The organism is Emticicia sp. GW821-FHT11C11, assembly GCF_058808615.1.
The window spans coordinates 1247981-1261116 of sequence record NZ_JBXARV010000001.1; the positions used below are offsets into that span (position 1 = coordinate 1247981).

General features: G+C 40.1%; 13 protein-coding genes. 8 read left to right on the forward strand and 5 right to left on the reverse strand.

The genetic code is table 11. From position 1 onward, the window contains the following. Nucleotides 1-68 precede the first annotated feature (68 nt). The gene (locus AC1RRY_RS05320; RefSeq protein ID WP_492817651.1) at nucleotides 69-734 is read right to left on the reverse strand and encodes a collagen-like triple helix repeat-containing protein; all 666 of its coding nucleotides are present in this window, start codon (nucleotides 732-734) and stop codon (nucleotides 69-71) included. A gap of 231 nt (nucleotides 735-965) precedes the next feature. On the opposite strand from AC1RRY_RS05320, the gene AC1RRY_RS05325 reads away from it, so the two are divergent. Genes AC1RRY_RS05325 through AC1RRY_RS05335 form a run of 3 tightly spaced genes read left to right on the forward strand, consistent with a single transcriptional unit; the run spans nucleotide 966 to nucleotide 3411 of the window. Then, nucleotides 966-1433, forward strand: a complete 468-nt coding sequence (locus AC1RRY_RS05325; RefSeq protein WP_492817650.1) for a pyrophosphohydrolase domain-containing protein — start codon at nucleotides 966-968, stop codon at nucleotides 1431-1433. 40 nt (nucleotides 1434-1473) lie between these two features. Next, on the forward strand, nucleotides 1474-2727 hold the full coding sequence (pepT, locus tag AC1RRY_RS05330; RefSeq protein ID WP_492817649.1) for a peptidase T: 1254 nt from the start codon (nucleotides 1474-1476) through the stop codon (nucleotides 2725-2727). A gap of 3 nt (nucleotides 2728-2730) precedes the next feature. Next, nucleotides 2731-3411 (forward strand): YggS family pyridoxal phosphate-dependent enzyme, encoded by a 681-nt coding sequence (locus AC1RRY_RS05335; protein ID WP_492817648.1) that lies wholly within the window; start codon nucleotides 2731-2733, stop codon nucleotides 3409-3411. Here AC1RRY_RS05335 and ygiD read toward each other — a convergent pair. Next, a complete protein-coding gene (gene ygiD / locus AC1RRY_RS05340; RefSeq protein WP_492817647.1) occupies nucleotides 3399-4223 on the reverse strand; it encodes a 4,5-DOPA-extradiol-dioxygenase in 825 nt (274 codons plus the stop codon). The two genes, AC1RRY_RS05335 and ygiD, sit on opposite strands and share 13 nt — an antisense overlap. A gap of 259 nt (nucleotides 4224-4482) precedes the next feature. Here ygiD and AC1RRY_RS05345 point away from each other — a divergent pair, with 259 nt between their 5' ends. Beyond that, nucleotides 4483-4854 carry a DUF423 domain-containing protein gene (locus tag AC1RRY_RS05345; RefSeq protein WP_492817646.1) on the forward strand — a complete coding sequence of 124 codons (372 nt, stop codon included), beginning with the start codon at nucleotides 4483-4485 and terminating at the stop codon, nucleotides 4852-4854. A 46-nt stretch (nucleotides 4855-4900) separates the two neighbouring features. Here AC1RRY_RS05345 and AC1RRY_RS05350 read toward each other — a convergent pair whose 3' ends face one another. After that, on the reverse strand, nucleotides 4901-6112 hold the full coding sequence (locus tag AC1RRY_RS05350; protein WP_492817645.1) for an MFS transporter: 1212 nt from the start codon (nucleotides 6110-6112) through the stop codon (nucleotides 4901-4903). 152 nt (nucleotides 6113-6264) lie between these two features. Between AC1RRY_RS05350 and AC1RRY_RS05355 the strand changes: the two genes are divergently transcribed. Next, a complete protein-coding gene (locus AC1RRY_RS05355; protein WP_492817644.1) occupies nucleotides 6265-7218 on the forward strand; it encodes a DUF8428 domain-containing protein in 954 nt (317 codons plus the stop codon). Between the two features lie 217 nt (nucleotides 7219-7435). On the opposite strand, the gene AC1RRY_RS05360 is transcribed toward AC1RRY_RS05355, so the two are convergent. Together AC1RRY_RS05360 and AC1RRY_RS05365 are read right to left on the reverse strand one after the other, a co-directional pair. After that, nucleotides 7436-8836, reverse strand: a complete 1401-nt coding sequence (locus AC1RRY_RS05360; protein ID WP_492817643.1) for a S41 family peptidase — start codon at nucleotides 8834-8836, stop codon at nucleotides 7436-7438. A gap of 103 nt (nucleotides 8837-8939) precedes the next feature. Then, on the reverse strand, nucleotides 8940-9806 hold the full coding sequence (locus AC1RRY_RS05365; protein ID WP_492817642.1) for a bestrophin family protein: 867 nt from the start codon (nucleotides 9804-9806) through the stop codon (nucleotides 8940-8942). Between the two features lie 206 nt (nucleotides 9807-10012). Between AC1RRY_RS05365 and AC1RRY_RS05370 the strand changes: the two genes are divergently transcribed. The 3 genes from AC1RRY_RS05370 (at nucleotide 10013) to AC1RRY_RS05380 (ending at nucleotide 13131) form a co-directional block, all read left to right on the forward strand. Continuing rightward, nucleotides 10013-10525 (forward strand): SixA phosphatase family protein, encoded by a 513-nt coding sequence (locus AC1RRY_RS05370; RefSeq protein WP_492817641.1) that lies wholly within the window; start codon nucleotides 10013-10015, stop codon nucleotides 10523-10525. Nucleotides 10526-10545: 20 nt separating this feature from the next. After that, nucleotides 10546-10698 carry a hypothetical protein gene (locus AC1RRY_RS05375; RefSeq protein ID WP_492817640.1) on the forward strand — a complete coding sequence of 51 codons (153 nt, stop codon included), beginning with the start codon at nucleotides 10546-10548 and terminating at the stop codon, nucleotides 10696-10698. Nucleotides 10699-11022: 324 nt separating this feature from the next. Next, a complete protein-coding gene (locus AC1RRY_RS05380; RefSeq protein ID WP_492817639.1) occupies nucleotides 11023-13131 on the forward strand; it encodes a prolyl oligopeptidase family serine peptidase in 2109 nt (702 codons plus the stop codon). Nucleotides 13132-13136 lie beyond the last annotated feature (5 nt).

The following is a 13136-nucleotide window of genomic DNA, read 5'->3' on the forward strand; positions in this document are numbered from 1 at the left end:
CTAAACAAAAAAGCCTCCCGTAAGAGAGGCTTTTTTTATTTTCTACGTAACTGATAAGTAGTTACTGATTAGAATTGATGACTTTGGATATAATTATCTACGGCATCACGGCTATTCAAATTAACACCTGCAGATCTCATAGCAGCACCAAAAGTTTTCTCAATAATTACGTAAGAGAAAGTAACATCTGTTTGAGGCTTATAAGAAGGAGAACCTACAACCGGCAGAGCGATATAATAAAGAGATAGTTTGCCAGTTTCGAAACCGAAATTTACTTGTTCTGTAGCACCATCTGATTCTCTTGTTACAACTCTAGGTAATGAGTACCAGCTGGTACCAACTTTTGCATAAGCAAGCACTACACTGCTTGATTCAATGTCTGCATCAGTAATTTCAACGGCTCCGATAAGGCCATTGTTACCTGATCCGACACTAGCTGATGATATTGTCTTCCATGTGCCTGTTAATACTGTTGCTTCTTTATACTTTACATTGGCATTACCGTCTGTACCGTCTGTACCATCTGTACCATTCTGGCCTGTAGCTCCGGTAGCACCAGTTGGGCCAGTAGCACCAGTCGGGCCAGTAGCGCCAGTCGGACCTTGAGCACCGGTCGGACCTTGAGCACCTTGTGGACCTATAGGGCCTTGTGGACCTTGATCTCCTTTACATGACCATAAAGCAACAGATAACGCTAAAGTTACCACTGAAAGAAGTCGATAAAATTTGTTCATGATTTGTTGGGTTTTGATAATTTGACTTCAGTTACGTAGCAATATTATTGAAATTTGCACAACTTTGCAAATGCTAGTCTCGGATTATTTATTTTACGGCGAAAAATATTCTTGATAAAAAAATAAAACGGTTATCTATATATTGCTTTTTTATAGATTATAATTGCAAAGCTAATAAACCTTGAGATTAAAAATAATATTATATACGAAAAATAATTTTTACTTCATTTTATGCAAGCATTAGATTGTCTTAATCAGGTAGCCGATTTTCATCGAACATTCCAACATCCTATTCTGGAAAACCCTCAGATACCGTCCAGACAAAGATCCGATTTAAGGGTAGCACTTATTGCAGAAGAGTTAAAAGAATTAGAAGAAGCCATTGACGAAAAAGATATTGTGGGAGTAGCCGATGCGCTGGCTGATATACAGTATGTATTGGCAGGAGCAGTATTGGAATTTGGTTTAGGAGATAAATTCCGTGAATTGTTTGATGAGGTGCAGCGCTCAAACATGAGCAAAGCCTGTGCAACAATTGAAGAGGCAGAAGCAACCATGGCGCATTATGCTGCCAAAGGCACAGAATCTTATTATAAAGAAAAAGAGGGTAAATTTCTGGTTTATAGAAAAGCAGATGATAAAACACTGAAAAATATCAATTACTCTCCGGCCGATTTAGAGAAAATTCTGAATCCGTAGCGTGTGAGATTCATGACCTGTTATTACTACAATATAATTTATGAAAGCTGTTACTGATACTTTATTTAATGTAAGAGAAAGGTTTCTGAAATATGTGCAGATTGATACACAGTCTGATCCTAATTCAGCGTCAAACCCATCAACAGAAAAACAGAAGGATTTAAGCCGGTTACTGGCAGAGGAATTACAGGCAATGGGTATTACTGATGCCCATCTGGATGAATGGGGCTATGTGTATGCTACCATACCCGGCAATTCATCAAAGCAGGTGCCAGTAATCTGCTTTTGCTCTCATGTAGATACATCGCCCGATTGCAGTGGGTTTGGCGTAAAGCCTATTGTACATGAATATTGGGATGGAACCGATATTGTTTTGCCCGAGGACCCGACTCAGATAATCAGAACTTCGGAGCATCCGGACTTAAAGCACCAGATAGGTAATGATATTATCACGGCCAGTGGTACTACGCTTTTAGGTGCCGACAACAAAGCCGGAGTAGCAGAAATTATGGCAGCGGCCGAGTATCTGATGCTTCATCCGGAAATAAAGCATGGTACCATTAAGATTTTGTTTACTCCCGACGAAGAAGTGGGCAGGGGTACCGAAAAAGTTGATTTGCATAAATTAGGGGCAGATTTTGCCTATACTATGGATGGTGAAACCCTGGGCACGCTGGAAGATGAAACATTCTCAGCCGATGCGGTCAGCCTTGTTATTAATGGGGTGAGTACTCATCCCGGATTCGCCAAAGGCAAACTGGAAAATGCTTTGAAAATAGCTGCCGATATTTTAGCAGCCTTGCCTAAAAATACCTTGTCGCCGGAAACAACCGAAGACTATGAAGGATTCATTCATCCTACGCAAATGTCTGGTATTCAGGAGCAGGTAAAACTTGATTTTATTATCAGAGATTTTGCGGTTGAAGGGCTGCATGAAAAACAAGCGTACCTTCAGACAATTGTAAACAATGTATTGAAATATTATCCGAACTCAAGTGTTGATTTTAAGGTATTTGAGCAATACCGGAACATGAAGGAAGTATTGGTGAATTATCCGAAAGTAGTTGATTACGCCCTGGAGGCCATCAGACAGACGGGTATAAAACCAGAGCAAAGAAGTATACGCGGAGGTACTGATGGTTCGCGTCTTTCTTTTATGGGTTTACCTTGCCCTAATATCTTCGCCGGTGAACACGCCTTTCATTCTAAACTGGAATGGGTATCGGTGCAGGACATGGAAAAAGCCGCAGAGGTTATTGTCAATTTAGTGAAAATCTGGGAACAGAAGTCTTAAGATATGTCGATAGCAGAAAATATAAAATTAATTGAAGAAGAAATACAGCCTAAAGGAGTAATACTGGTTGCCGTATCTAAAACGAAACCTGTCGAAATGCTGATGCAGGTTTATGATGCGGGATTCAAGCGGTTTGGCGAAAACTATGTGCAGGAACTGGTTGATAAGCACGACCTGATGCCCAAAGACATAGAATGGCACTTTATAGGGCATCTGCAATCGAATAAAGTAAAATACATTGCACCTTTTGTAAGCCTGATTCACTCAGTAGATAGTTTTAAACTGCTGCTGGAAATAAATAAGCAGGCAGCCAAATCTAACAGGGTGATTGACTGCCTGCTTCAGATTTATATTGCCGAAGAAGATACAAAAAGCGGCATGACAGAAGAAGAGTGTTCGGAGATACTGGCGTCAGATGCTTTAAAGAATCTTAACAATATAAGAATAACAGGCCTTATGGGCATGAGTACTTTTACCGATGATGCACGGCAAGTCAGGAAAGAATTCAGAAAACTGAAAGCTTTTCATGACACGCTGATTTCAGCATATCCTCAATTAACTACCCTGTCTATGGGTATGAGCGGTGACTACCAGATTGCCATAGAAGAGGGCAGCAACATGATTCGGGTAGGGAGTAAAATTTTCGGAAACCGGCCTGTTCAGACCGGGACCTACCCAACCTGAAAACATCTCATACTGATACTACCCATATCAAAGCCTTCATATAAATATTTTATAGGTTCATTTTTGTCTACCAGCCCCGCCGTGTATAATACCGGCAGGTAGTGGTCGTAGCTTGGATGAGCAATTTGTCCCAAGGCACCGAATGATTTAAAATCTGCCAGATCAGCCAATTGGCCGGTATCCAGTTTGTTCTTCACAATTGTGTCAAATTCCAGTGCCCAGTCATAAGGCTTGCCTGAGTCACCACCCCAGTTGATTTGTCGCAGATTATGCACAATATTGCCACTTGCCAGAATGAGAACACCCTTGTTGCGCAGGTTCTGTAACTCTTTAGCCAGCTCGAAATGAAATTGTGGTGGTTTAGAAAAATCAATGCTCATCTGGAAAACCGGGATATCAGCCTCGGGATAAATGTGTCTGAGAACAGACCACGCACCATGGTCAAGACCCATTTTGTGTTCTTCAATAATCCCGATTGATTTCACTTCATTAATTACTTCCCGCGCTACTTCTGGTGCGCCTTTGGGTTCGTATTTCACTTCATAAAGCTCCTTTGGAAAACCTCCGAAATCATAGATAGTATGTGGTGCAGGATTAACCGACACATAAGTACTTTTCATAGTAAGCCAATGGGCTGATACAACCAGAATGGCCCGCGGATGTTGGATGCTTTTGCCAAGCGTATGTAAACTATCAGTAAAACTATTGTCTGCAAGGGCATTCATAGGATTCCCGTGGCCAATAAAAATGGCTGGCATTTTCTCTGACCTTGCAAAACCATCTGATATATTTTTTAATTCCCGTAAGTCCATAATCTAGTCGTTAAATGAGAATATACTGTCGTTTAATAAAATTATAATACATATACATTGTATGTATATACAACTAATTTCTGATTAATAAAATTCATTTGTATGGAGAAATCTGTTATAAGTGTAAAGGTGAACTATACGTAACTTGAAAGAATATTTGTGATAATCTTTATCTTCCTGCCGTTTTATTCAGGTTGCTGTGTTATTTTTGCCCGGTATCATCCCGGTATCATCATAAACAGAAAAACTTTAGAATAAAATGAATAAGTTCTTTTTACAGGCCGGTGCTCTTTTGGGTGCTTTGGGAGTAACTTTAGGAGCTTTTGGAGCTCATGCATTAAAAGATAAGCTGACGGCATCCGGTCGTTTCGAGACGTTTGAAACAGCCGTAAAATACCAGTTTTATCATGCTTTGGCATTGGTATTGATTGGTTTTCTGGCTAAAGAAATAACATCAAAAAACCTTACTTACAGTGGTTATTGCTTTTTAGGCGGAACCCTCATTTTCAGCGGCTCTCTGTATCTTATCTGTTTTACTGGTATTAAAACATTCGGAGCTATTGCACCCATTGGTGGTACACTTATGATCGCCGGATGGCTGCTGTTGTTCTGGGCGGTTTTAAAAAGCTGATACCTGGTATAGTCAGACGAAAGGTGACAGTTGTTTCAAGACCTTATTATTCTACATAGTCCAGGTCTTTGGAAAATGTTTCTTTGAGTGTTGCATTGGCAATAAATGCCGCTCCGAAACAAACCACGCCAATAATTGTGGCACTGGCTATTAAGTTACCATTGAGTGCGTCGGTAAGATATTGGTGACAGATAGAAATCGGTACTGCACCGGCACGCGCAAAATTAGGAATAGTAGTGGCAACAGTGGCTCTGAGATTGGTTCCAAACTGTTCAGCCGCCATAGTGATGAGCACAATCCAATAGCCGGATGCCGCGCCCATCAGTACACACATGATGAATATGGCTGTATTGCTGGCTCCCCAGAGATTCAGATATATCAGGCACATAAACAAACATATTACCTGAAAAATAAATATGGTTCTGCGCCGGTTTTTCAACAACTGGCTTACGTACCCACTTATCAGATCACCACAGGTTAGGCCTATGTATACATACATTACGGCCTGTCCGGCTGTAACTTTCCCTTCAATGCCAAGTGCTTTGGCTACTTCGGGTGCCAGTTGCATCAATATGCTTACTATAAAGAAAATCGGGAAACCGATAAACATGCAGGCCACGTAGCGTTTTAGCCGGTCTTTTTTTGTGAAAAGGCTCAGAAAATCACCCCGTGTAACATTCAGTTTTTCGGCATGTTTAAACATCTTTGATTCGAAAGTGCCTATCCGGAGCAGCAATAGAAGTAGGCCCATTCCACCTCCTATAAAGTAGGCAGTACGCCAGTAGAAGGCATCGCCTACGAGCGCGGCTACTACTGCTCCGAATGCACCGACAGAAGCCATAATCATGGTTCCATAGCCGCGTTTTTCTTTAGGCATGGTTTCTGCTACAATGGTTATTCCGGCACCCAGTTCACCGGCCAGGCCTATTCCGGCTAAAAATCTTAACAGAGCGTATGTATAAATATCATGAACGAAACCGTTAATAATAGTAGCAAGCGAATAAAGGATAATAGAGCCGAACAAAACCGATAGCCGTCCTTTTTTGTCGCCTAAAACACCAAAAAATATTCCACCTAACAATAAGCCAATCATTTGGACGTTAAAAAGCCATAAACCGACACTTGTATTACTGGTTCCTACTACACCTAATTCGGTTAGACTGCTATGACGAAGCACAACAAATAGAATCAAGTCATAGGCATCTACGAAATAACCTAACGCTGCTACCAATACTAATAAAAAAGTAGATTTTTTCATGTAAGATCAAAATTTCACGAAAATAGGAATTCGCATAGAATTTCGCGAAAAAAATAATGGCATTTTCGATAATTTTCTGAAAACAATTCAATAAAAGGCTAACTTTGCCGTTAGTAAGCCTAAACCGTTTAATACTAAATATTCAGATTTCTATGGAACAAAATCAAGAAAGAAGAAGTAACACGGCAATGACTGCCGGACTCGTTTTAGCCTGTGCATTAGCCGCACTTTTTGGCTTCCTGTATTTCAATGCACGTCAGGACATTGACTCAAAAACAGTTGACATATCACAGCGAACAAAAGAGTTGCTCCTTACAAACTCTAAACTTGATTCGATAGCCGTTCAGTTAGATGCAAAAATTGCTGAGGTTCAGGCTTTGGGCGGTCAGGTAGAGGATTTACAAGCTTTGAAAGCTCAGTTAGAGCAAGACAAGAAAAACTTGATTAATTCAAAAAACGTAAGTATCAAGCAATACGAATCTAAAATTAAAAACTATGAGGTTGCACTTACTGAAAAAGATACCGAAATAGCTAAGTTAAGAGAAGAGAACACAGTACTAACTACACAGAATCAGACACTGGGTTCAGAAAATACAAATCTGAAAACAGAAAACAGCGGATTGCGGACTGATAAGCAGGCATTGGCGGACTCTGTTTATAGCACCACAGTTAAAAACCGAGAGCTGGCAGAGAAAGTAACCCTGGCAGCAGCCTTGAAAGCGATGAATGTAAATGTAAACGCTATTAATTCGCGCGGTAAAGAGCGTGAGGGTGGCGAATACAAAGCCAAGAGAGTAGATAAAGTGAAAATCTCTTTCAAACTGGCTGAAAACCCGCTGACAAAAAAAGAAGACAAAGTAATTTTTCTGAGACTACTTGACCCTAAAGGAAACGTGATTTCGGATATGGCTACAGGTTCAGGTACCTTTACTTTTGGTGGAAACGAAACAGTTTACACCACAAAGCAAACGGTAATGTATCAGAACTCAGGCCAGAATGTAGACTTTGTGTATTCTCGTGGCAGTTCATACGAAAAAGGAAAATATACAGTTGAGCTTTACTCAGAAGGCTTCAGCATAGGCCGTGGTTCTTTTGATGTAAGATAAGTAATAGTATAGCAGAATTCATTTGAAGAGAAGCGCTCCTGATTTTACATCAGGAGCGCTTCTTATTTGGGTCATGTCAGGATAATTCAGCCTAATCACTCTTGTGTCAGGTGTTTGAGTATAGAGTAGACATTGATTACAATGAGACCATAACATTATAAAAAGAACAGGCGGTAGGAGTGCCCCACCGCCTGTTCTTCTGAACAATTAACCTACATTATTTAGGTAAAGTAACATACATCTCTTTACGATTCTGGTAAGGATTTTCTGATTCGTTTACTTTGAGAGGTTCATTCTGCATTTCTGAAATTGAACGGCGGGCATTGGGTGAAACCACAGCCTGCGCAACCTGGCCAGTAATTAATTCGAGCGCTTTCTTCAATAAGGTTTCATTTTCGTCACCCCAGGCTTTGAACGGAATCACGTTATCTTGTACGCTGTAGTCTGCCGGAAAGCCACTTTTTGTACCGTAGCTCGACTCTCCTTTTGAGTTAAGCGTTTTTAATACAATCGGTTGCATGCCCCATTTCCATCGTTTGGGTTTTTTGTCGTCCTGTAGTGTTACAGAACCTACGTTTTTGCCATAAGTATGATCTCCAATCAGAATAACATCCATGTAAGGTCTGAGTCCGTTAATAATCAGTTCGCTGGCAGAGGCAGTGCCGGTAGATGTCAACACGAACAAACGATTCAGTTTCCCTAAATTATTGGCCTCGTTTCTGAACTTCGATGGAGCAGAATACGCAGGATAATCTTTTATAATATTGGCATTCCATTCATCATAATGAATGACATCATTGGGATTCAGATTTTTTACAATCAATGACGAGAGTACATCGGCCGACGAAATATAGCCACCCGGATTTAATCTTAAATCAAGCACCAGTTCATTAACTCCTTTACTTTTGAATTCCCCGAATACTTGTCTCAGATTAGAATCAAACGAACTGATAAACTGGCTGTATACCAGATATCCGATTTTTTTATCGCCTTTTTCAAATACTGTCCAGTAGTGCACAGGATTATCCTGCACTTCGGCTTTAGTTACCTGGAGTATCGTTCCATTCAAAGAGAAAATACTATTCTCAACTTTACCCAATCCAAAAGTAGCCGATTCAGTAGTGGTTAAGGTAGTGTAATTATCTTTGTTCAGCATAGTGCCGTTTATTGACAGGATAATATCACCTCTTTTAAGCCCGGCTTTATCGGCAGCGCTGCCTTTGATTACATAGGAAATGAAAAACCCTACAGAAACCTTAGCATTATCTAAATAATAAACAGAGTATTTCATACCAAATACCTTATTTATACCATTCAAAGAGGCGGTCAACGCATCAACATCTTCTTCGATCCATGAGAAACGGTCAGTATTCGGGTAGTCATTCAGCAAAGTATAAAAGTAATCCTCAGGGCTTTGCGTCAGATTCGTATTGGCTTTATCAGGTATCTTGTCTGTCCAGAGATAATAATATTTCATATTGGCATGTACCCATTCATTAATAGTCTTATTGGTATTATCATCTGGTGAAGGGGTAGGGTTATTTTCTACTTTACAAGATAGAATGCTTCCTGTCAGAAATAGGCCCAAAATCAGAGATTTTGCCGGAGAAAAATTCATATTTAGTATTATTTAGCGTTCTAGTTGATATGACGTAAGATATTAACGAATCGTTGCAATTTTTGTTATAAGCAGGTAAATATATCAGCTTTAGGTTATATTATTACAAAATTTCGGTCAAATTACCTTTTATGTTTCTTACGATCGTATCGAGGCCTAAATCGTTGGCATCGGTTCCAAATGGCTCTTCTATTTCTTCTGCCATTATTTCAATTCCGGCAAATGCGTAAAACACTAAAGTCACAATCGGAATCGACCAGTACTTATATTCAAGCACCGCTGTGATAGGCATTGTGAATACATAAATAAAGAGAATTTTCTTGATAAATATGTTGTATGAAACCGGTATTGGTGTGTTTTTGATGCGCTCACAACCACCAAGGTTATCGGTAAAAGAAGAAAGCTCGCTATTCAATGAAAGCAGTTGCTCTGTATTGAAAAGGCCTTCTTTATGTAACTGATAAATTTCTGTATAAATAGCTTTGGCAATACGATTGGGTATATGCTTGATGTTCTGATAATAGTTTTCGTCATATTTTTCGGTGAAATCAAGGGTCTTTATCTGAACTTTGCCACGCAGATGGTCTTTTACTGCATGTACGTAATTGCCGGTTAGTATTCTGAAGGTTTCCCTTGATGGATGGCCTTCAGGCAATATAGTGGCTAGTTTTAAAGCAAAATTTCTTGAATTATTAGTAAAACTCCCCCATATTCTGCGGCCTTCCCACCAGCGGTCATAAGCTGTATTGGTGCGGAAAACCAGCAAAAGTGATAATACAAACCCTACTAATGAGTGAATAGTAAGCGGGTTTTTGATAGGTACATAATGCAGAATGTTGTTTTCTACGTAAGCAAAAATGGCAGTATAGGCCGCCACACCCACCATAGCCGGTAGTAATTTACGAAAAGTATCTGCCTTGTGGAAGTAGAATATGAATTTCCACCAGTTGCGGGGGTTATAATCAATCATAAATTTGTGGGTAAAATATTAAGCGCTGTTTTAATGTATATCAGCGCAAATATAATTTTTTGTGAATACTGTTGGCGATACAACCCAATGATTTTTATTATAGTTTTAAAGCCATATCTGCAAGGGCTGTTTTTTATCAATAATTATATGAAAAGTAAATTTATTTCTAATAATGCTTGTATATTCGTGCCAAAACCATGGAAAAAATGAAAAAACTGCTTTATCTGGTTCGTCATGCTACTGCGGAAGAAGGAGGGAACACACCGATGTTTCGTGATTTCGATCGAATCCTTACTTCTCATGGCATTATCGAAGCAGCCCGCATGGGTAAGTTTTTGGCAGAGAAAAAATTGAAAATTGAATTATTGATAAGCAGTGAGGCCGACCGTTGCAAATCTACGGCCAAGATTTTTGCTGAACAATTGCATATAGATGTAGACGAAATTGTTTTAAATGAAGGCATTTATGGCGGTGGTGCAAGGGCTTATCTGGCCGCTGTTAATAATCTGGATGAAAAGATACAGTCTGTAGCGATTTTCGGGCATAATCCTGATATTACTTTTTTTGCCGAATACCTCACCCGTGCCGACATAGGCGGATCAATGGAAAAAGCAGCAGTGGTGGCAATAGAGTTTGAGGATGTTCACTGGGATGCAATTTCTAATAAAAGTGGTAAATTTCTGTTTTATTGCTCTCCAAGCACCATTGCCAGAGCATAGTGAATTTTTTAATTAATCAGATGAAAAATAATACTCCGGGTAACCGTAATCGTCTTATCTTCCGAATCATATTTCTGATATTTATAGCTGTTGTGCTGTGGTTTTTATACGACTTGTCTCGTCATACTACGGCTCCATGGAATAAGAAAAAGCAGATTGAACGTGCTTTTTAATCACTATCTCCCGGTGTTCTGATAAAACATGCACGCTTGATTTTTTCCAAATAATGACTTCCGAGTTTTTCTGCCCGAATGTTGTCAGCAATACGGCATCATCCGATTGCCGGAATATTAAAACAAAAAGATTGATTGCGTATTGCAACGCAAATTGGCTATTTATGGTCTTTACGTAAAATGGTTGACCTGACAAACGGTAAAAAAAGGACTTCGGAAATGAGGATGCGGATAAATATTTACTTTATCTCCATTGAGAGACACTAAAAACTACTGTATTCGTCGGAATATTCATTACTTTGTAGTATTAAACTATCTTTTACTATGAAAACAACAATTAACGTACTCACTACCATTTTTTTTATTTTCCCTTGTATTGTAATGGCTCAATTGACCTATCCTGCAACCCGAAAAGTAGACCAGAAAGATAATTATCACGGCACCACAGTAGAAGACCCATACAGATGGCTGGAAGACGACCGCTCTGCGGAAACCGCCGAATGGGTAAAGCAACAAAACCAAATAACTTTTTCATACCTGGAGAAGATTCCTTATCGCGAGGCTATCAAAAAAAGGTTGGAGAAAATCTATAATTATGCCAAATACTCAGCGCCCAGTCGTAAAGGTGAATGGTATTATTTTTATAAGAACGATGGCTTACAGAATCAGTCGGTTTTATACAGACAAAAAGGACTGGACGGTACGCCGGAAGTAGTACTGGATCCTAATAAACTATCGAAAGACGGCACAACCCGTTTGGCCCAATTTGCGCTTTCAAAAGATGGCAAATATGCTGCCTATGCTTTATCGAAGGGAGGTTCTGACTGGCAGGAAATCTTTATTATGGATAGTAACAGCAAGCAGAATCTGGCTGATAAAATTGAATGGGTAAAAGTATCAGGCATTGCCTGGCAGGGAGATGGCTTCTATTATAGTCGTTATCCGAAGCCCGATGGCAGTGCGCTGGCTGCAAAGAATGAAAATCATCAGGTGTTTTTCCATAAAATCGGTACCTCACAGGATGCCGACGTGCTGGTATTTGAAGACAAAGCTAATCCGCAGCGTTTTCATACAGTAAACACCACCGAAGACGAGCAATTTGCAGTATTATATGTGAGTGACCGGGGCAAAGGTAAAGATGGCAACGCTTTGTTTTATAAAGAAGCCGGAGCTCAGGCTTTCAAGCCCGTAGTAGCCGAAGTAACAGATTTTTCATTCGGATTAATTGAGAATGTAGGCAAAACCTTATTGATACAGACCAATAAAGATGCCAAAAATGAAAAGATTGAAAGCTTTGACACCGCCAATGGTACCTGGAAATTGGTAGTTGCCGAAAAAGCCGAACCGTTGCAGTCTTCAAATGTAGCTGGTGGTAAGTTGTTTCTGACTTATATGAAAGATGTAACTACCCGTGCGTACGTGTATGATGTAAAAGGTAAACTCGAAAATGAGATAAAGTTACCAGGTCTGGGAACAGCATCAGGCTTTGGTGGCAACGCAGACGACAAGTCTGTATTTTATACTTTCACCTCTTTTAATTATCCGTCTACTATTTTCAGTTACAACATCGCCGGTAAACAAAGTACGGTTTTCAGGGCTCCGGAGGTTGATTTTAAGGCTACTGACTTTGAAACCAAACAGGTATTCTACACCAGTAAAGATGGTACCAAAGTACCTATGTTTATTGTTTACAAAAAAGGAATCAAACTGGACGGCCAAAACCCAACCCTGCTTTATGGGTACGGTGGATTCAATATCAGTATGAATCCGGCCTTTAGCCCGTTGTTGATTCCGTTTCTTGAACAGGGAGGGGTATATGCACAAGCTAATCTGAGAGGTGGCAGCGAATATGGTGAAAAGTGGCACGAACAGGGTATGAAACTGAAAAAACAAAATGTATTTGATGATTTCATTGCCGCCGGTGAGTACCTAATAGCACAGAAATATTGCGATAACGCCCATCTGGCGTTACGTGGGGGCTCAAACGGAGGACTTTTGGTAGGGGCTGTAATGAATCAAAGACCTGATCTGGCTAAAGTGGCCATTCCGCAGGTAGGTGTAATGGATATGCTGCGTTTTCAGAAGTTTACAATTGGCTGGAACTGGATTGCTGATTATGGCTCGTCTGACAATGCAGAAGAATTTAAGGCGTTGTATGCCTACTCTCCTTTACACAATATAAGAACCGGAGTAAACTATCCGGCTACGCTGATCACCACAGCCGATCATGACGACCGTGTAGTACCGGCTCACTCGTTCAAATATGCAGCCATGCTGCAGGCGAAGGCCGGAGAGAGTAATAGTAATCCACTATTAATCAGAATAGATACCAATTCGGGTCATGGTGCAAGCAATACAGCCAAGAATATTGAACAAATGGCTGATATATATGCTTTCATCTGGTGGAACATGAAAACAGTGCTGCATCTGTAAAATTA